This window comes from Rhizobiaceae bacterium (assembly GCA_023953835.1).
In the GTDB taxonomy this organism is placed as follows: Bacteria; Pseudomonadota; Alphaproteobacteria; order Rhizobiales; family Rhizobiaceae; genus Mesorhizobium_G.
Genome location: JAMLJB010000001.1, coordinates 2,752,209 through 2,772,180, shown reverse-complemented (window position 1 = coordinate 2,772,180; position 19,972 = coordinate 2,752,209). Strand labels below are relative to the sequence as shown.

18 protein-coding genes and 1 pseudogene are annotated in these 19,972 nt (G+C 59.4%); 8 read left to right on the top strand and 11 right to left on the bottom strand.

Features of this window, described 5'->3' with window-relative positions:
* Positions 1-65: 65 nt before the first annotated feature.
* From ccoP to ccoN, 4 genes are read right to left on the bottom strand one after another with little or no spacing between them, the layout of a single operon-like run.
* Entirely contained in the window at positions 66-929 is an 864-nt protein-coding gene (gene ccoP / locus M9924_13060) for a cytochrome-c oxidase, cbb3-type subunit III (protein ID MCO5065325.1), read from the bottom strand.
* Position 930: 1 nt separating this feature from the next.
* Complete coding sequence (locus tag M9924_13055; protein MCO5065324.1) at positions 931-1,083, bottom strand: cbb3-type cytochrome c oxidase subunit 3; 153 nt, start codon at positions 1,081-1,083, stop codon at positions 931-933.
* Between the two features lie 9 nt (positions 1,084-1,092).
* Positions 1,093-1,824 carry a cytochrome-c oxidase, cbb3-type subunit II gene (gene ccoO, locus M9924_13050; protein MCO5065323.1) on the bottom strand — a complete coding sequence of 244 codons (732 nt, stop codon included), beginning with the start codon at positions 1,822-1,824 and terminating at the stop codon, positions 1,093-1,095.
* A gap of 11 nt (positions 1,825-1,835) precedes the next feature.
* The gene (ccoN, locus tag M9924_13045; protein MCO5065322.1) at positions 1,836-3,446 is read right to left on the bottom strand and encodes a cytochrome-c oxidase, cbb3-type subunit I; all 1,611 of its coding nucleotides are present in this window, start codon (positions 3,444-3,446) and stop codon (positions 1,836-1,838) included.
* A 128-nt stretch (positions 3,447-3,574) separates the two neighbouring features.
* On the opposite strand from ccoN, the gene M9924_13040 reads away from it, so the two are divergent.
* Positions 3,575-4,117 carry a hemerythrin domain-containing protein gene (locus M9924_13040; GenBank protein MCO5065321.1) on the top strand — a complete coding sequence of 181 codons (543 nt, stop codon included), beginning with the start codon at positions 3,575-3,577 and terminating at the stop codon, positions 4,115-4,117.
* Positions 4,118-4,316: 199 nt separating this feature from the next.
* Here the strand turns inward: M9924_13040 and M9924_13035 are convergent.
* A pseudogene (locus M9924_13035) lies at positions 4,317-4,541 on the bottom strand (alpha/beta-hydrolase family protein).
* Positions 4,542-4,677: 136 nt separating this feature from the next.
* On the opposite strand from M9924_13035, the gene M9924_13030 reads away from it, so the two are divergent.
* Complete coding sequence (locus M9924_13030; GenBank protein MCO5065320.1) at positions 4,678-5,742, top strand: aldo/keto reductase; 1,065 nt, start codon at positions 4,678-4,680, stop codon at positions 5,740-5,742.
* Between the two features lie 2 nt (positions 5,743-5,744).
* On the opposite strand, the gene M9924_13025 is transcribed toward M9924_13030, so the two are convergent.
* Entirely contained in the window at positions 5,745-6,560 is an 816-nt protein-coding gene (locus M9924_13025) for an alpha/beta hydrolase (GenBank protein MCO5065319.1), read from the bottom strand.
* A 149-nt stretch (positions 6,561-6,709) separates the two neighbouring features.
* Here M9924_13025 and M9924_13020 point away from each other — a divergent pair, with 149 nt between their 5' ends.
* From M9924_13020 to M9924_12995, 6 genes are all read left to right on the top strand, one after another.
* Positions 6,710-7,411, top strand: a complete 702-nt coding sequence (locus tag M9924_13020; GenBank protein MCO5065318.1) for a GntR family transcriptional regulator — start codon at positions 6,710-6,712, stop codon at positions 7,409-7,411.
* A gap of 32 nt (positions 7,412-7,443) precedes the next feature.
* On the top strand, positions 7,444-8,037 hold the full coding sequence (locus M9924_13015) for a DJ-1/PfpI family protein (protein ID MCO5065317.1): 594 nt from the start codon (positions 7,444-7,446) through the stop codon (positions 8,035-8,037).
* A gap of 417 nt (positions 8,038-8,454) precedes the next feature.
* On the top strand, positions 8,455-9,585 hold the full coding sequence (locus M9924_13010) for a DUF2778 domain-containing protein (GenBank protein MCO5065316.1): 1,131 nt from the start codon (positions 8,455-8,457) through the stop codon (positions 9,583-9,585).
* Positions 9,586-9,657: 72 nt separating this feature from the next.
* Positions 9,658-11,352, top strand: coding sequence for an adenine deaminase (gene ade, locus M9924_13005; protein ID MCO5065315.1), 1,695 nt, complete (start codon positions 9,658-9,660; stop codon positions 11,350-11,352).
* A gap of 139 nt (positions 11,353-11,491) precedes the next feature.
* Entirely contained in the window at positions 11,492-12,727 is a 1,236-nt protein-coding gene (locus M9924_13000) for an MFS transporter (GenBank protein MCO5065314.1), read from the top strand.
* A 58-nt stretch (positions 12,728-12,785) separates the two neighbouring features.
* The gene (locus M9924_12995; GenBank protein MCO5065313.1) at positions 12,786-13,883 is read left to right on the top strand and encodes an acyltransferase; all 1,098 of its coding nucleotides are present in this window, start codon (positions 12,786-12,788) and stop codon (positions 13,881-13,883) included.
* A gap of 13 nt (positions 13,884-13,896) precedes the next feature.
* Here the strand turns inward: M9924_12995 and M9924_12990 are convergent, their stop codons facing one another.
* From M9924_12990 to M9924_12970, 5 genes are all read right to left on the bottom strand, one after another.
* On the bottom strand, positions 13,897-15,591 hold the full coding sequence (locus M9924_12990) for a hypothetical protein (GenBank protein ID MCO5065312.1): 1,695 nt from the start codon (positions 15,589-15,591) through the stop codon (positions 13,897-13,899).
* Complete coding sequence (locus M9924_12985; protein MCO5065311.1) at positions 15,584-17,800, bottom strand: glycosyltransferase; 2,217 nt, start codon at positions 17,798-17,800, stop codon at positions 15,584-15,586. The genes M9924_12990 and M9924_12985 overlap by 8 nt, the downstream gene beginning before the upstream one ends.
* Before the next feature lie 125 nt (positions 17,801-17,925).
* Positions 17,926-18,666, bottom strand: coding sequence for an ABC transporter ATP-binding protein (locus M9924_12980; GenBank protein MCO5065310.1), 741 nt, complete (start codon positions 18,664-18,666; stop codon positions 17,926-17,928).
* A complete protein-coding gene (locus M9924_12975; GenBank protein ID MCO5065309.1) occupies positions 18,663-19,472 on the bottom strand; it encodes an ABC transporter permease in 810 nt (269 codons plus the stop codon). The genes M9924_12980 and M9924_12975 overlap by 4 nt, the downstream gene beginning before the upstream one ends.
* A gap of 170 nt (positions 19,473-19,642) precedes the next feature.
* A complete protein-coding gene (locus M9924_12970) occupies positions 19,643-19,933 on the bottom strand; it encodes a hypothetical protein (protein MCO5065308.1) in 291 nt (96 codons plus the stop codon).
* Positions 19,934-19,972: the final 39 nt, after the last annotated feature.

The following is a 19,972-nucleotide window of genomic DNA, read 5'->3' as shown; positions in this document are numbered from 1 at the left end:
AGCAAATTGTGGACCCGGCATCATGCCGAGCCCACCGGGCAGTTTCACATCCCGTCAAATGCTGCCTATTGTCCACCGCCGAGCGAATAGACATAGGTCGCAAGTTCCTTGACGGTCGTTTCGCCGAGCCGCCCCTGCCATGCCGGCATCACGCCATGCCGCGGCGAACGGACCTGGCTTTCGATGTCCGCTTCCGAATGCACCAGCAGGGATATGGCGTCCGTTAGATTCGGCGCTCCAACATCCAGCAGGCCCTTGCCGTCATCGCCATGACAGGAGGCGCAGTTTTCAGAGAACAGCGTCTTGCCTTCCTCCAGCTTCGACTGATCCGCCGGGAATCCCATCAGCGATGCGGCAAAGGCTGAAACAGTCGCAATCTGCTCAGGCTGCAAAATATCCCGGAAGGCGGGCATCTCGGAGACGCGGGTATCAGGATCGGCGTCGAACCGGATGCCATGGGCGATGGTCTGCTGGATGTCGGTGATCTTGCCGCCCCACAGCCAATCGTCGTCGTTCAGGTTCGGAAACCCCTTGGAGCCTTCCGCACCCGACCCATGGCATTGGACGCAATTCACCTTGAACGCAGCTGCACCTGCGGCGGTCGCAAAGGTGCGCAACGCATCGTCGGCCTGAATCTCTTCGATGGATTTTGACGTGATCGCCTCGACATACTGCGCCTTGGCCTCATTTGCTGCGGCAAGCTCCTTCTGGATCTCGACACGGCTTGAATAGCCGAGGAGACCACTCGTCGCGCTGTTGATGAGCGGCCACGCCGGATAGGCGATGGTGTAGCCGATTGCCCAGACAATGGTTGCGTAGAATGTCCAGACCCACCAGCGCGGCAGGGGATTGTTCAGTTCCTTGATGCCGTCCCACTCATGGCCAGTGGTCGCAACGCCGGAAAGTTCGTCAATATGCTTCTGGCTCATGTCAGTCTTCCTTGAAGGGAATGCGCGATGCCTCATCGGCGGCTTTGCGGCTGCCCGGGCGGAACGCGAAGAAGGCGGCTGCTACGAAGAAGATCGCCATGGCCAGCAGGCCCCAGCTATCGGCAAAGTGGCGCATGGCAGTGTAGGTTTCCATCGCCCCCTCCTATCGCGCGTTCTTGACTTCGTCGTAGGTCTTGAAGTCGACCAGCGTACCGAGCATCTGGAGGTAGGCGACCAAAGCATCCATCTCCGTCAGCCGCTGCGGATCGCCGTCGAAATCGCCGAGCTTGGCTTTCGGGTAGCGGGCCTCGACACCGGACGTATCCGCCTCGGGATTGGCCTGCGCCTGAAGATCGGCATCCGCGTTGTCGATCATCTCCTGCGAATAGGGAACGCCGACCCGCGCATTGGCTATGAGCTGGGTGGAGAAGTTCTTCACGTTGAGCGGCTTGTCCTTGAGGAAGCTGTAGCTCGGCATTACCGATTCAGGCACGACCGAGCGCGGCTCCTCGAGATGCTGGACGTGCCACGCATTCGAGTAGCGGTCGCCCACTCTCGCAAGATCAGGCCCTGTGCGCTTGGACCCCCACTGGAACGGATGATCGTACATCGATTCCGCAGCAAGGCTGTAGTGGCCGTAGCGTTCGGCCTCGTCACGGAATGGACGGATCATCTGGCTGTGGCACACATAGCATCCCTCGCGGATGTAGATGTTGCGGCCCGCCAGCTCGAGCGGCGAATAGGGCCGCATGCCTTCGACCTTCTCGATGGTGTTCTCCAGGTAAAACAGCGGGGCGATTTCGACGATACCACCCACTGTGACCACCAGCAGCGAGCCAACGAGCAGAAGGGTCGCGTTTTTTTCAAGCAGTACGTGTTTGTCCATCAACGACATGGCGACGGTCCTTATTCTGCGGGCTGGAGGGCCGGGCTACGCCCGCCGATCGGATCTTCCTCGCGCTGATAGCCAAGGATGGTCATGGTGATGTTGAAGGCCATGATCAGTGCGCCAACGAGATACATGGCGCCACCCAATGCACGCATCACATAGTAGGGATGCATGGCGGCCACGGTCTCGGCGAAGGAATAGACGAGGAAACCTTGCTCGTCGTACTCGCGCCACATCAGCCCCTGCATGATGCCGGAAACCCACATCACCGCCGCGTAGACCACGATGCCGAGCGTCGCCAGCCAGAAGTGCCAGGTGACCATGCGCACCGAATAGAGGCGCTGGCGATGCCAGAGCTTGGGGGTCATATAGTAGATCGCGCCAAAGCTGATGAGGCCGACCCAGCCGAGCGCGCCGGAATGCACGTGACCGATGGTCCAGTCCGTGTAGTGGCTCAGCGAGTTGACCGCCCTGATTGACATCATCGGACCTTCGAACGTGGACATGCCGTAGAAGGCAATCGCAGTCACCATCATGCGAATGATCGGATCGGTGCGGATCTTGTCCCAAGCGCCGGAAAGCGTCATCAGACCGTTGATCATCCCGCCCCAGGAAGGCATCCACAGCATGATCGAGAATACCATACCGAGCGTTTGCGCCCAGTCCGGCAGGGCCGTGTAGTGCAGATGGTGCGGACCGGCCCAGATGTAGAGGAAGATCAGCGCCCAGAAGTGAACGATCGACAGGCGGTAGGAATAAACCGGGCGCTCGGCCTGCTTCGGCACAAAATAATACATCATGCCAAGAAAGCCCGCAGTGAGGAAGAAGCCGACCGCATTATGGCCGTACCACCACTGGGTAAGAGCGTCCTGCACGCCGGAAAAGAGCGAATAGCTCTTGGAGCCGAGGAAAGAAACGGGCATCGCCAGGTTGTTGACCACGTGCAGCATCGCAATCGTGATGATGAACGAGAGGTAGAACCAGTTCGCCACGTAGATATGCGGCTCTTTGCGCTTCAGGATCGTGCCGAGGAAAACGACCAGATATGCGACCCAGACCACGGTGAGCCAGAGGTCCACATACCATTCGGGCTCGGCGTATTCGCGGCTTTGGGTGATACCGAGCAGATAGCCCGTTGCGGCCATCACAATGAAGAGTTGGTATCCCCAGAACACGAACCAGGGCAGATTGCCGCCGAAAAGACGCGCACGGCTGGTCCGCTGGACGACGTAGAAGGAGGTCGCGATCAGCGCATTGCCGCCGAAGGCGAAAATGACCGCAGAGGTGTGCAGCGGTCGCACGCGACCGAAATTCAGCCACGGCTCGATGTTCAGGTCGGGATAGGCAAGCTGAAGCGCCGCCACCACGCCGACAAGAAATCCGACCACACCCCAGAACATGGTCGCGATCGTGCCGTAGCGGATCGGGCCATCCATATATGCGTCGGGATCTGCGGGCTGGGCCGGCGCGAAGCTCGTGTTGCGCAGCAACACGACCGTTCCCGCCGCGAGAACGAAGAAAAGGATCGTCATATGCTGACGGAACAGGTCGTCGGCAGCAAATGCCACCCCCAGAAGCGCCAGAAATGTGAACAGCGCTAACAGTGCAATTTCAGTACCGTACCTCATGGACCCCTCTCATCAGACTACCGGGCGTGCCGGACAGGTAGAATTGACTCGCATTATTCGCCTTGATCCAGATCAAAACGAACTGCGTCACTTGGGCATAGTCTCCCAGCAGTTTTCGGGAGAGCAGCTTGGCGACACGCACGGCAAATGGATCGGCCCTGATATGCCTTTGCGCGGACCAGTGCGCGGTGTCCTGCCGATGTGCGACGGGCGAACAGGCGCCCTGCGTTCAACTCGCGCTTGTCTATGCTGAAAAGGTCCAGTTGTGCGACCAGCTTGAAGCCATCGCGGACAGCTTGCCCCATCGTGTCGACAGGCTGACCTGCATTCGGGTCGCGAACCGGCTTGTGCCGCTCCTGCGCGCGTCGCACCGATATGAGGAAGATGTCATTTTTCCCATTTTCGAACAGCACGCGCAAACGCATCCGGTGCGCAGGGAAACGATCCTGCGCCTCAAGTCCGAGCACGTCTATGACGAAGGAGCTGCGGAAGAAATCTGCGAGCGCCTGCTGTGGATCGGACATGGCGGCGAGATCGACAATCCCGAGGCGCTCGGTTTCATGTTGCGTGCGTTTTTCGACACGGTACGCAGGCATGTCGCCTTCGAGCGGGAATACGTGTTTCCCTCGGCGATCATGGTGCCAGTGACGAACACCGTAGGCTCTGCCTAGGCGCAGGTGCGCCCGTTTTTCCCGCAGCGTATTGCAAGCTTTTTTTGCTTCGACCGCCACTGCCTGCCTCTCCGGGTGGTTGCGATCCGACTCGCTGAACATAGTGGAGCAGACGCGTTGATGTGAAGCGCATTCTGCTTGCCGAGCGGCGCCCTCCCCACCCGAATTGATCGCCGCTTCTTTGCTCCCTGAAAAAGACCCTCAGGCGCTCGATTTCAGGAGCCGTCCAGCCCTCCGGCTGCGTCACATCGATCCAAGGCGTTATGTAGTCTTCAGGCGCGTAAACGTAGCCGTAGCCCATCGGCGTACTTGTGGCGATCGCGATATCGAGGCCGATCTGCAATTGCGTGACGATCGGAAACCATCGCAGCGCCGGAGAAACGTCCGGTCCGCGCGGCGGCTTCATCCAGTCGGGTTCGCGATAGGACGCAAATTCGTCCCTCAATCCGAGCGGCGTGGCCTCATCCCGGGCGACCGGCAAGCGCCAAGCACGACGAGGGCCGTGACAGGCGCGGCGGCTCCGTTCAATATTGGAGACTCAATGCGTTGGGAGTCGATCGATGGAATATCGTTTGCTTGGCCGTTCGGGCCTCAAGGTTTCGGTGCTCACCCTTGGCACGATGACGATGGGCGGCAAGGGCAACTTCGCCAAGGTCGGCGATGTCGGCCTTGGCGAGGCCAGGCGCCAGATCGACATGGCCATCGACGCAGGCGTCAACCTCATCGACACTGCGGACGTTTACTCCGCGGGCGCGAGCGAGGAGATCATCGGCGAGGCGCTTGGCGGCAAACGCCCGAGCGGTGTGCTGATCGCCAGCAAGGCGCGCTTCCCGATGGGCAGTGGCCCGAACGACCGCGGCCTTTCGCGTCATCATTTGATCCGGGCCTGCGAAGCCAGCCTCAAGCGCCTGCGAACCGACGTGATCGACCTCTATCAGGTCCATGAATGGGACGGGCAGACCCCGCTTGAGGAGACGCTGGGCGCGCTCGACACGTTGCTGTCACAGGGCAAGATACGTTATGTCGGCTGTTCGAACTATTCCGGTTGGCACCTGATGAAGGCGCTCGGGATCAGCGCCGCAGACCATCTGCCACGGTTCGTCTCGCAGCAGATTCACTACACGCTCGAAGCGCGCGATGCCGAATATGAACTCGTGCCGATCTCCATCGATCAGGGTCTCGGCATCCTCGTGTGGTCGCCGCTGGCCGGCGGACTGCTCTCGGGCAAGCATAGACGGAACCAGCAGGCCCCCACCGGCACTCGCCAACTCGCCGGATGGAACGAACCGCCGATCCGCGACGAGAACCGCCTGTGGAACATTACTGATACGCTTGTCGACATCGCAGATGCAAGAGGCGTTTCAGGAGCGCAGGTCGCGCTCGCATGGTTGCTCGGACGCCAGGGCGTCACCTCGCTTATCATCGGCGGACGCAACGAAGCGCAGATCAAGGACAATCTTCAGGCGGCCGAATTGAAGCTGACCGACGAGGAGCGCAGCCGACTGGATGAGGTCAGCGCGCCGCCAATCCTGTATCCGTACTGGCACCAATTGCGCACGGCGTCGGACCGCTTGAGCGAAGCTGACCTTTCCCTGCTCGGGCCTGCCCTGAAGGCACGCGGCTGAATTCAGCAACGACCGATCATTGCCGCAAGCTGCCTCGCGGCTTCGGTGCCCGGAATGCCGAGATCACGAACGGCGCTCATGTGATTGCGGTCGCGCAACGCGCTGTTGACGACACGAACACCCTGCCCATCCAGCAACGCCGCAAAATCGGCGGCCTGCTGGTGAAAGGGCGGGGTTTCATCCGCGCCGACAAGCAGTGTCACGTCAGTGTGCGCGTGGTGTCGATGATTCAGCGGCGTAAAGGCAAGAGCTTCGTCGTTTGTAATCCCGATTTCCGGTTTCAGGAACGAGTCCTGAAGCGGCTTCAAATCATATAGCCCACCCAGCAACAAAGCCCCGTTCACGGGCCGCGGATCGTCCGCGTGGAACAGGAAGGTGCCGAGGTGCCCGCCTGCCGAATGTCCGCTCACCGTCACGCGGGACGGATCGCCGCCATATTCCGAAATATGTTCCTGCAACCATGTCTTGGCGCACCGCACCTGATCGACGATCGTCGACATCCTGACAGCGGGCATCAACGCATAGCCGATGATCGCGGCGATTGCCCCTGCCCGCGTCACCGTTTGCGCGACACAGGAAAAATCGCTTCGGGAAAACATCCGCCAGTAGCCGCCGTGAACAAACATATGCACGGCCACAGGCCCGTCGCGTTGTTGGGGAAAGAACAGGTCAAGCGTCTCGGAAGGTCCGCGTCCATAGGAGACATCCTCCAGCATGGGCAGTTCCGCGCGCGTGGCGGCGCTGCGGCTCACAATGTCCGCAACGATTGCGTCAAAATCCGCGACATGGTCGCGTGTACGGAACGGATCGCCCTGCAATTGCCCTGCTCTTTGTGCGACTGCCGCTGTGCCCGGCCAGCATGAAACACCATCCGCCACCGCTGGCAAGAATGCCAAAATCCTATAGGATATAGGATTGTTCGCCTCAACCCTGCGTGTTAACGATTGAGACGAAGGGACAGGATTAAATGCAGGCGCATGATTTCGGGACCGATGCGACGGAGACCGGCGGGCCGATCATTCGCGCGCATAGCCTTGCAGGCGATGTATACGATGCGATCCTCGCGCAATTGATGTCCCTGAAGATCGAGCCCGGCGCACGCATCACGGTCGACAATCTGGTGCGCGAATTCAATGTGTCACAGACACCGATCCGGGAAGCTCTCGGGCGACTGGAGGGCGAGGGACTCGTCCTCAAGACGCATCTGGTCGGCTACCGCGCCGCGCCGCAGATCACGCGCCGCCGATTCGACGAACTCTACGAGTTGAGGCTGCTGGTTGAGCCTGACGCCGCAGCCAAGGCCACCGCCTCCTTGGGTGCGGAAGAAATGAATGCGCTTCGCCAGCTGGCCGGCGTGATGTCGCGCGTCGAAATCGCCGACGGGCGGCAGCGCTACGCGGATTTCGCGCGCAAGGATGCGATGTTTCATGACCAGATCATGCTCTTTGCGGGCAACGGGCTGATACGCGAAACGCTGGCGTTCCAGCACGCCCATTTCCACATTTTTCGATTGATGTTCCACACGCGCGTTACGGAGGAGGCGTTGGAGGAGCACGCAGCGATACTCGCGGCCTTCGCGGCGCGGGACCCCGACGCGGCGAGCACAGCGATGCGCACCCATATCGTGCGTTCGCGCGGCCGCCTGCTGCCAGCGTTCGACCAGCCATAACTGCCAGCCATCATTGTTTGAGGAGGAAAAACATGCCCGGCAAGAAAATCCTGATGCTCACCGGCGAATTTACCGAGGAATACGAAATCTTCGTGTACCAACAGGCAATGGAAGCAGTCGGCCATACCGTTCACGTGGTCTGTCCCGACAAGAAGGCGGGCGACCAGATCAAGACCTCGCTCCATGATTTCGAAGGCGACCAGACCTATACCGAAAAACCCGGCCACTACGCACTGATCAACAAGACTTTTTCGGAAGCGGAAAAGCAGCTCGACCAATATCACGCCGTCTACTGCGCAGGCGGTCGCGGCCCGGAATATATCCGCACCGACAAGCGCGTGCAGGCAATCGTCCGGCATTTCCACGAGACGAAGAAGCCGATCTTCACCATCTGCCACGGCGTGCAGATCCTCGTCGCGGTTGACGGCGTGGTGCGCGGCAAGAAGGTCGGCGCGCTAGGGGCCTGCGAACCGGAAGTCACGCTTGCGGGCGGCACCTATATCGACCTTTCACCGACAGAAGCATATGTCGACGGCACCATGGTTTCGGCCAAGGGCTGGACCGCCCTTGCAGCCTTCATCCGCGAATGCCTCAAGGTTCTCGGCACGGAAATCCGCCATTCCTGATGCCGGTTCGCGCCCGCGTGGTGGCGATTTGACGCCGCCATGCGGGTTGACAGTTTCCAAAAAGTCAATGATCAAGCAACAGCGGCAAAATTGCTGCAAAGCAAAATTTAACCATATTTGTCCATCCTTCCTCGATCGATTGGATAAGTTGGGGACAATCCGTAACGCGCACTGGATCGGTCGAGCACCGAATTGCCTGATCCTTGCGACTAGCTGGTTGGTATTGCGTTGGTGAACAATTCCGTTAATGCGAAGTCTCAGCATCGGTTTCTGATTACATGCGTGGCAACCGCCTTTTGCGGCGGCGCTGTCTGGGCGATTTCAGGAATGCTTGGCTATGGAACGCCTCTGGCAATGGGCGCCGACTTGCGCTTGCCGCGTCCTTCGATAGCAGCGGAACCGGAAACAAGTCCGGAATTGAACGAACCCCGGCAGATCGAGCACGCGAAGTTGCTGATTTCTCTGGATTCGACACCCGTCATGGCCGCGAGCTTTGTTCCGGGTGACGTGAAGCTTGCAAGACAGTTCGAACTGGCTGGCCATTCCGAAACGCCGAGCAGCAACGAACGCTTCGACGCGATCAAGGAAGGCGCGCGGCTGACCTCAGAGAAACTCGCCAACCTGTTCGGAAAGCGTTCGGGCAAGACTGCCCGCCCGATCCAGGCTGCCGAAGTGCCTTCGCTCGAACGTTTCGGCGGCTCGATCGCCATGGGCCGGCAGCCTCAGGGCGTAGTGCTGGCCTATGCTACGCCGGGTGAGAACACCAGCGCCGTCACAGCCTTCTCGGCCCTGCTCTCGGAAGAGGACGGCGACGAGGATGAATTGGCGGTTGTCCCTGACGAAGGGTCCTCTGAAGAAGATCAGGGGGCCATCTACGACGAAACTCCCGATGATGGCCCGCTTCCGCAATTGCGTCCTTCCCGCCAGTTACCGCTAAAGCCACTCGGCTCGGCAAAGCAGGTGGAACAGGAGGATGACGATCAGGACGAGCAGGATGACCAGCCGGTCGCCCGTCCTGCGTCGAAACCGCGCTCGCTCGCTTATGCTCGACCGGACCAGCCGGAGCAGCGCGAACGTTCGGGCGGCCTCGGCCGGTCGCTGCGCGACATTTTCGGTGGAAGCACCAAGGCAGGCAACGGCGTCGCCGTTTATGACATCAGCGCCGCCAAGGTTTACATGCCGGACGGCACGGTTCTCGAAGCCCATTCGGGCATCGGCAAGATGGCGGACAACCCCCGTTATGTGAACGTCAAGATGGGCGGCGCGACACCGCCGCATGTTTATAACTTAAAGTTGCGAGAACGGCTGTTCCACGGTGTCGAGGCCATTCGCATGCTGCCTGTCGACGGAAAGAACAAATATGGCCGCGACGGCTTCCTCACCCACAGCTATCTGCTGCGCGGCGGTCGCGCGGAGTCGCATGGATGCGTCGCATTCAAAGACTACAACAAGTTTCTGAAAGCCTACAAGCAAGGCAAGGTCAGGCAGATCGTCGTGGTTCCGAACGGCGGCAGGTCGGCAGGCATCCGCATGGCCTCGAACGGCTGACGCTTTCGATTGCGCTTTCCCGGCTGAGCGTGCTCACTATCGCGGACGATTTGCGATTCCGGGGCCAGGGACATGAGCAGCAATCTTGAGCAGCGCATCGATCAGGGCATCGGCCGCGAACCGGCGGACCTCGTTCTCAAGGGCGGCCGCTTCTTCGATCTTGTCTCCGGCGACCTTGTTTCGGGCGACATTGCCATTTGCGGCGATCGCATCGTTGGTACCTACGACGCCTATTCCGGGCGAAAGGAAATCGACGTCTCGGGCAAGGTTCTCGTTCCGGGTTTCATCGACACGCATCTGCATATCGAATCCTCGATGGTCACGCCGCTGGAATTTGACAGATGCGTTCTGCCGCGCGGCGTAACGACGGCGATCTGTGATCCGCATGAGATCGCCAACGTACTCGGCGCGCCGGGAATCCGCTATTTTCTGGATTGCGCCGAACATGCCATCATGGATGTGCGCGTGCAGCTTTCCAGTTGCGTCCCCGCCACCCATCTCGAAACTTCCGGCGCGCGGCTCGACATAGGCGACCTGCTGCCTTTCGCGAACCATCCCAAGGTGATCGGCCTCGCCGAGTTCATGAACTATCCGGGTGTGCTCGCAAAGGACCCGGTCTGCATGGCCAAGCTGGAAGCGTTCCAGTCCGGGCATATCGACGGCCACGCCCCGCTGCTTCGGGGCAAGGAGCTGAACGCCTATCTTGCCGCAGGCATCCGCACCGACCATGAAACCACGACAGCCGACGAAGCGCGGGAAAAACTTACAAAAGGAATGCACATCCTTGTGCGCGAGGGGTCCGTGTCGAAAGACCTCGACAGCCTGCTGCCGATCATCACCGAGCGGTGTTCGCCTTTCATCGCGCTTTGCACGGACGACCGCAATCCGCTCGACATCGCCGAACACGGACATCTCGACTACATGATCCGCCACGCCATCGCGAACGGTGTCGAGCCGCTGGCGATCTACCGGGCCGCAAGCATTTCCGGCGCGCGCGCCTTCGGCCTGCGCGACCGTGGTCTGGTCGCTCCGGGCTGGAGGGCAGACATCGCGGTTCTGGACAGCCTTGAGGGCTGCAATGCGCAATTCGTCGTTTCGGCAGGCCGCATCGTTACCGACGCCCTGTTCGATGGGCGCGCCAACGTGGAGCCTGTGGGCCGCCGGAGCGTTTCGATCAGGCCGGTGCAGGCGTCGGATTTCAGGGCACGCCCTGCAAACGAAAGTTCCGTCATCGGCATCATTCCGGGGAAAATCATCACGGAGCACCTGCGGCTTGGACTTCCGCAGCGCAATGGCGAAACCTGCATCGACCTCGATCAGGACGTGATCAAGGTCGCCGTGGTCGAGCGGCACGGCATCAATGGTAATGTGTCCGTTGCATTCGTGAAGGGCTTCGGCCTCAAGCGTGGCGCGATTGCCTCGACGGTCGGTCACGACTGCCACAACATCTGCGTTGTCGGCGTCGACGATGGCGACATGGCCGTTGCCGTCACCCGGCTCTCGGAAATCGAAGGCGGCTTCGTGGTGGTTTGCAACGGCAAGGTTCTTGCCGAGATCGCCCTGCCGATCGCGGGATTGATGAGCCTCGGGACCTATGACGAGGTTCGCCGCGCGCTTGGCCCGTTGCGCAGGGCGGCAAAGGAAATCGGAGCGACGCTTGAGGAGCCGTTTCTCCAGATTGCGTTCCTTCCGTTGCCGGTGATTCCGCATCTGAAGATCACCGACCGTGGTCTGGTCGATGTCGATCGCTTCGACTTCGTGGCCTGAGCCGCGCCGCCCCGCAGCATCGCGAAACGCCGTAAGTTTTGTTAGAGTGTTCTGTCGGCACTGGAGGAGTTTGCACGTCCTAGCTGCGTGATGAACGCACGTCGGCACGGGCGACGGCGGCATGTGTCGGGAGAAAACCATGAACCATCCCTATCGCTGGGTCATTGTCGCCGCAGGCGGCCTGCTCGGTTGCGTCGCGGTCGGCGCGATGTTCTCTTTGCCCGTATTTTTGCGACCTATGGCGCAAGACACGGGCTGGTCGGTGACCGGCATATCCACCGCAATGACCATCGGCTTCCTCGCCATGGCAGCCGCGAGCATGGTCTGGGGTAACCTGTCGGACAGGTTTGGGCCGCGTCCCGTCCTGATGACCGGCTCTGCGATCCTGGCCGGGAGCCTGGCGCTTGCCAGCAGAGCAAGCTCCCTGCTCGAATTCCAGCTCCTGTTCGGCCTTCTGGTCGGGGCCGGGACTGCCGCTGTGTTCGCGCCGATGATTGCCTGCGTGACGGGCTGGTTCGATACGCAGCGCGCGCTCGCCGTTTCGCTCGTATCTGCTGGAATGGGCATTGCGCCGATGACCATGGCGCCGCTTGCCGCGTGGCTGGCCACAGACTACGACTGGCGCACCGCCATGTTGATCATAGCCTGCATCGCGGCTGCCCTGATGATCCCCGCGGCCGCACTCGTCCGCAGGCCGCCTGCGTTGGAAGTCGAGTCATCCGGTCAAGTCCCGGACGAACACCAACCTGCCCTGACCGTCCGGCAGGCGATCCGCTCCCCGCAATTCATCACGCTGATGCTCGCCAATTTCTTCTGCTGCGCCACCCATTCCGGTCCAATCTTCCACACGGTGAGCTACGCGGTCACCTGCGGCATTCCGATGCTAGCGGCGGTTTCCATCTACAGCGTCGAGGGTCTGGCGGGCATGGGCGGGCGCATCGCTTTCGGCCTTTTGGGTGATCGTTTCGGTGCGCAGCGTGTCCTCGTGATCGGCCTGCTGGCACAGGCTTTCGGCGTGCTCGCCTATGTGTTCGTCTCGACGCTCGGTCCCTTCTATGCCGTCGCCGCGCTTGTCGGCTTCATCTATGCGGGCACCATGCCACTCTACGCGGTCATCATACGCGAGAATTTCCCGCTATCGATGATGGGAACCATCATCGGCGGCACCGCCATGGCCGGGAGCCTCGGCATGTCGACAGGTCCTTTGCTCGGCGGCATCATCTACGACCGCTTCGACAGCTATGCGCTGATGTATGTCGGTTCCTGGGGCATGGGCCTTGCAGCGGTCCTGATCCTCATGACCTTCAGGCCGTTCCCCAAGCCCGTCGATGGCAACGGCGTGGCCCGTGTTCAGGAGGGATTTGGGACCGCCTGACCCGGTTGCGCGCCTGACGCCAAGATGCAATATCAGCGGCGTCCTCAGAGGAATGCGCGTGCTGACGGGAAGCAACAGAGAACGCCACTATATCAGGGGTTTCGATGGCATTCGCGCCATCGCCGTGCTGATCGTGATCCTCGGGCACGCCAACATCACAGGACCGCTGTTTCGCGAACACTATCCGTTCGTTTTCTATCTCGTCACTGCGCCTCGCGGGGTCGACATATTCTTCGTCCTTTCAGGCTTCCTGATTACGACCCTGCTGATCGGCGAATACGACAGGTACCACAGCGTCAACCTCTGGAATTTCCTCGTCCGAAGATCGTTTCGCCTGCTTCCGCTCTACTATCTGTACTGCGCTGCGCTGATCGTCTTCTCGCTGATCTTCGTAACCGGATTCAGATGGGAAGGTCTGCCATTTCTGTTGCTCAACATCTTCAATTTCGTTCCCAACGGGTTGCGCACGGCGATCAACGGCCACATCTGGTCGCTGTCCATCGAATGGCACTTCTATCTGGTCTGGCCTTTGGTCTTCGCGAGTTTCTTCTCACGCGGAAAGACGATCCCCATATTGGCGCTGATCGGGACGCTTCTCGCCTGCGTCGTGGCTATCAGATATTATCCGCGGTCAGGCATGTTCAACTACCTTGCGTGGACCATTCCCGCCGCTATCCCGATCGTCATTGGCGCACTGGCCGCGATGTTGTTCGGCAGGCGGAAATCATTTCATTGGATTGCGCTGCCGGTCGGCCTGTTCCTCTACGCTTTGCCGGGATTGCAGTCCTTTCCGCTGACCGGCGCGATGCTGCGCGCATCCGGCGTGGCGCTGGTCGTCATCTGGGTCTACTGCAACCAGCAGAGCTTTGTCGTCTCCGCTCTTGAATTCCGGCCCTTGCGGTTCATCGGCATGATTTCCTACGGCCTCTATGTCTGGCACGTGTTCTTCATCGGAACGGGTCCGTCGCGTGCCGCCGGCCAGAACTGGCCGCCGAACCAGATGCTCGGACTGGTGCTCACAATGATCGTGGCGCCGCTGTCCTATTACTATTTTGAGCGTCCCATGCAGAGCCTGCAAAAGCGCTTCCTCCAGCCGCGACAGCGGGAAGAACCGCGAAGCACCCCTGCCCTATCGTCGGAAAAAGCGTCCGCTTGAATTCAGGCCGTGTTTAGAGGATGCGGGTCATCCGGTCGATCAGGTCGTCCAGCGAGGCTCCGCGACTGAAAGAGGCGCGCTGCTTGTCGGCACGCTTTTTGCCCTTGGAATAGTGCGCGACGAATTCGGAGATCGCTTCGGGCGTGTTCCGGCACCAGTAGATGTTGTCCACATTCTCGACAACCTTTGCGATCTGACCGCTTTTGGTCGGCCCGGTCGTGCAAATGAGGACATCCATGCCGAGCCCGATATAGTCGAAGATCTTGGTGGTCGACTCGAACCCCGTCTCCGAAATGAAAACGATCCCGATGTCGCAAGGCGCAATCAGTTCCATTGCCCGCTGATAGTCCTGCGGGCCGTGAACGCTCACTGCCGGATTGTTGCGGACTGACTTTTCCAGCCCGCTGTCATTGCCGACAAACACGAGGCGATGTCGTGACGGATCGAGCGCGTTGACCACCGGGGCCAGTGGCCCATAGGGATAGATCGAGCCGGCATAGGCAAAGGAAATGCGGTCGTCCTTCGACTTCGTCTGCAACAGGCGATCAAGCACGCGCTCGTCATAGCCGTTCGGAATGATCGCAATCGGCTTGTCGGCAGGCGCTTCCGCGAGCTTGGCGCATTCGGCGTTCACGACCGAGATCAGGTCCGCCTGGCAGTTATAGCCGCGTTCGACATAGGCGATGAAGCTGCGCGCTTCCGGCGAATAGGCCATTCGGGGATTGTTTGCGAAGGGGTCCCGGTAATCCAGAACGATGCGCGATCTCCAACGCCTGCGGGCATAGTTCGCAAAATCAAATACTGAGAACGGATTGCCCGAAAGCAGCACGACGTCATAGCTGGCATCGATCTCGTCGAAATATCGCTCGAGGCCCAGTCTCCAATAATATGACAATGTGCTGAAGTTTCGACGGTGCTCGATCTCGGTTCTGGCAAAAGCCGACTGCCATTCCTCCGGCGCTCCCGCGTGAAGGATTTCCGCAAGATCATAGTTCGGCACATGGTGGTGCGGAAACGGCGCGTCGACATAGGGCATCGCGCTTGCAAGCTCGACATCGAGCATACCGTGGGAACGCCGATGCATTTCTTCAAACCAGTAGTTGATGCGCTTGGCGCCCACGGTCGGGCACTGGCCGGCGAAATAGGCCACGATCAGCACGCGCGCGCCTGCCTTTCCGTTGGCGAGCGGTGCCTTGCCCTTGCCGCCTGCATCGCGTGCCGCTGCGCCCTCCCCCTCACCAAGGGCGTTGAATGCGCCAACATATGCTTTTCGAAATGCCTCTTTGGCCTCTTTCCCGCGAAAGGCTATGTCACGGGCCGCACTGATGATCGCATAGTCGAGAATTGCGATGCGGGAGCGAACCTCACTGACCATCAGGCTGTATGTAAAGCGTTGCTGCCTCGCGCCCAACAGAAACAATTCCCGCATCGGATCGTAGAAATCGAACATGAGGTGCGGACGCGCAGGAAGATGCTCGCACAACTGGTCCAGAAGCACCGTCCATTCCCGAACCGAACCCGACATCATCTGCCGGAGACTGGCCTCCTTGGCGGGTGCGGTAAACAGGCCGGGCATGGCACTTCCGTCGGGCCGCACGATACGAAGCGAACCCGCGTCACCGACCACAGTATAGGCTTCCGCACGCGCATCCGACGATTTTGGAGCATCATCGGCATTCGGAAATACGGATTGAACTTGACTATTCATCGTGAACAACAGCCCGGCTTTCCATCAGCATCAATTCGCGCTCTATCGTCGTCGGCGCGCCACATTGTGACCTGACTCTTCGGGCGGCCGCCTGAGCCTTCGCCTGGAAGAGATCCGGTGCGCCGACCGCCCTGACTATCGCATCCGCATAGGCCTCGACCGAGTCCGCCTTGGCGAAATAACCGCAGTCCTCATCGAAAAACTCCGGAATGGCGGCAACTGGATTTGTGATGCACACCAGCCCGCTTGCCATGGCTTCGCACATCGACACGCCTTGCGTGTCGAACCTGCTCGGAACAAGGAAAATCCCGTGTTCGTCGTGCAGTTCCTTTATTTCGTTTGCCGACAGATACGCCTCGGCGACATCCACATTGGCCAGATGTGCCAACGGGGCGGTCAGTTCATCGAAATACTGTCCGGTTCCACGGATCGTGAATGAAAGCTCCTCGAAGCCGGGCCTCGTTGAAAGGAGGCGTATTGCTTCCGTGGCTATATCGTTTGCGTAGTTGCGGGTCTGGAACGACCTGATCAACAGGATTTTTCGCGCCATTTCGGGCGCTTTCTCCTTGAACGAGAAGAACTCGCCGTCGACGAAATTGTGTATCACGTTCGCATTCTTGAGAAGTGCGCCGGAATCCGTTCGCGCCACGTCCAACTGGAAATCCGAAACAAAGACGGTCGCAACACTCTGCGCGGAATCGAGTCTAAGCAGGGCGCCCATTCGCGCGCGGTTGGCTGAATCGAGGAACTCGCGCTGCCGTTCGAGATCTTCGGTGCTGTAGTTGAAAAGCAGCCTTCGATAGTCTCGCACCTCGAACCCGTGGAACCAGAGCACGACTTTCTTCAGTCTGGAAAGGCTGCGCAGTTCCTCGATACTCTCCGGAGGTGGAGAGTGGACGAACAATGTTCGGGCTTTCCTTTCCGCCACGAAGGAAGGGATACCGCGCGACAGGAACATTGGGACACGAAATATGTCGATGCCCTCATGCGTGGCGAAGTGGGGTTTTGAGTATCTGTGATTGCAGATGACCAAAAGGCATTTCACGCCCCTGTCACGGTAGGCCAGCAGCCTTGCACGGATGAACTCACCACCATACTGCCCGCCACCATCGGGATAGTTGTTGCATACGACAATCAGGTCGTGGCCCTCAGGGACTTTGTGGTCGATCAGGACACGCTTTGGATTGCCGAGCGTGGTTTCACGGATCGCGGCCCGCACGTGTTTTTGAAGTTTGTGGATCACCGGCTTCGGAAGCGTGCGCAAAATCCGGGCCTTTAGCGCCGGCCTTGCCTCCACATAAGCGCGAACGCGACCGACAAGTGGTATCAGCTTGAGACGCGCCAGCGTCCGAAACGCAAGTACGACGTCGCCCTTCGATCGCTCAAGTTCATCACGCTGCTTGAGCAACGCTTCCCTCTCGGTGGTCAGCATTGTCAGTTGCTTCTGCAATGCGTCCCTCTCCGCCGTCAGATCGCTGGAGTTGGACCTCCTTGTCGGCGGTTTCGCATGGGCCGCGGGCAGTTCCCGGGAAATCTGCCGGAATTCCAGCGCGGCCCGCTCGCTGATCGTCAGCAAAAGGTCCGCAGGAAAGCGCTGCCTGTTCTTCGCGCGCAACTTGTCTGTCCCCGCCGATCCCGGTTTGACCGTGCGCGTTCCCAGAAAGCGTATGTGGCCGTCAACGATGCCGAGGTCGTCCCACCTGACAAAATCGGGCAGCGCGTCAAGAAATTGGGAAAGGACGAATGCCTGGGCCTGACCGGGAGCCTTCGATGGTCCCCACGGCACAGTCACGAGCATTTTGCCATTGTGCTTCAATGCATATGCGGCTCGATAGAGGAATGTCTCCGGCTCCCTCACATGCTCCACGATCTCTCCCAGGATGACGGCGTCATAGCCGGGGCGGCCAGTCTCGGGGCCATGAAAATCGCTCACTTCAAAACGGATGTTCTTGAGTATTTGCCTGTCCAGCGTCCTTTCGCAAAGCGCTTTCGCCTGCGCGATTGCCTCTGGACGGATGTCTATTGCATCGATCGTCCGCCGCTCATGAGCGGCGTTGGCCTCGAACATCCCCTCGCCGCAGCCAATGTCCAGAATTGAGCCAAATGGACAATGTTCGACCAGCCAGTCAATGCGGGCGTCGGAATGGCGCGGGGTTTCACGGTCCACCATTTCGCCATGATATACACGAGATACGCGATCTACGTTCATTTCCTGAACGCCAGGTTGTGGAGATGGACGCAGGCCGTTCATTTCAGACACCGCAATACCCTTTGCTTGCCTATCTAGGTTTGGCGCATCTGCGAAATGCGCGAGCTTGGGTCGCGAGACCTATTCTAGTGTGGATTGGGCCGACCGTTGAAGAAGGAGATTGCCTCACCGATCTTTCCATCGAAGAGAATCCTGCCTTTTTCGAAAACCAGACCCCGCTGGCAGTATGTCTTGAGATATGCCTCGCTGTGTGAAGCCAGCAGCAGCGTTCCCGCACGTTCCATCATCGATTCAATTCTGATCCGGGCCTTGTCGCGAAAATTGCGGTCACCCACGCCGATAACCTCGTCCATGAGCAGAATATCGGAATGCACGGCGGTCGCGATAGCAAATGCAATTCTCAACCGCATTCCCGACGAATAAGTTCGAACGGGGCGCGACAGCGCTTCGCCAAGTTCCGTAAATTCCTCGACATCCGTGACGAGCTGGGGAACCTTCGCAAGCGGGATGCCATTGGCCGCCGCCAGCAAGGGGATGTTCTCATATCCGGTCGCGTCGCCGTTCACGCCAGCCGATATCTCGAAAAGGCACCTGACCTTGCCGCGCCTTGTGATCGTTCCGCGCGAAGGCACGTAAATGCCCCCGATGGTCCTGAGAAGTGTCGATTTGCCCGCCCCGTTGTGGCCGATCAATCCGACGTTTTCGCCCGCCGGAACGCTGAACGTTACATCCTTGAGCGCTTCGAAGTGCTTGGCGGGCGCGTGGAAGTTGCCCCGCGCCAGGCGTCCCGTCAGCGTCCTTGAAGGACGGTCGAAGATCGGAAAGGTCACCGAGACGTGGTCGACCGAAATGAGCGGTTCTGTCATAGCCAATAAGCGATCTTTCGCCGCGTTGCCGCGAGCAGGCCTATTCCGAGTATGGTCAGCAGCAGGGCCAACCCGATTGTAACCAGATAGATTTGCGGAGCCACCTCTTCGCCCAGCAAAGGTCCCCGGACCACCGCAATATAATATCGCACCGGATTGATGGCGTTTATGACGCCGCCGAAGCCACCGAGTTGCTTTTCGCGCCAGATTATCGGCGTGGCAAAAAAGATCATCCGCATGATCGACTGGGTAATCGGCACGAGGTCCCGAAACCGGAGGGACATTATACCGAGGATCATGGAGATCCAGAATGACGAGTAGACAATCAGCGCCACTCCGAATATCGCCCCAGCGAAGTCGAACAGTGACGGGAAAATCTTGAGATAAAGGAATATCGGCACAAGGATGACGAGATGATGCGCCGTGACATATATTTCCGTCAGGACCAACCTGTAGGAATATACGCTGTACGGAAGCGCGCTCTGCATGATGAATTGCTTGTTGGACGTGAAGATCGCGCCGCTTCTGTTTACGATGTCATTTATATAAATCCATATAATATAGCCGATGGCCATATAGGCAAAATAGTCATTGTCGGAATGCGCCAACAGGCCGCGATACATGCCGCCGATGACGATGATGAAAATGGCGACGCTCAGCGTGATCCAGAACTGGCCGAGCCGCGACCGACGATATCTGGACACGATCTCATCGACCGCAAAGGTGCGCCAGAACTCATGATATCCGAACCCGCGTCGGACATCATCTATCGCATCCCAAATCGCATTGAGGGGCCGCTCGCCCATTCATCGAACCTTCTCGATTCCAATTGAGGACGAGTGCTTATCTGCACGCATAGGTGCAGTCCACCCCCTAAAATGCCCCACTATTCCACCAATACGTGTGGCAAGGGTGCAGAGATCGAAACGGGGCGGAGGCAAACGGCGCGGATGGACTGTCGCTGCCGGGAAGACGGCTAGTCTTTGAACTTCTTCTCGTAAGGCATCAGGACAATTGCCGAAGCCGTGACAGCGCCGCCGAAGATGGATGCGAACGGCACGACAATCAGCAGTATCGGGATGACCGGGTTTGACGAATGCGAAATGAGCGTTCCGATTCCGCCGAGATCGAGATAGATGATAATGGCGGCGGTGATCGCGCCAATCAGGCATCCGAGCCCGGCATGCAGCAGCATGAACCGCAACATCTGCCAGTGATCGTCGCGTGCCCGTTCACGCGTAAGCGACGGCTTTGGACCAGTTGGCACGGCAGGCCTCTCATTTCACATGCGATGGACTGCTGCGTA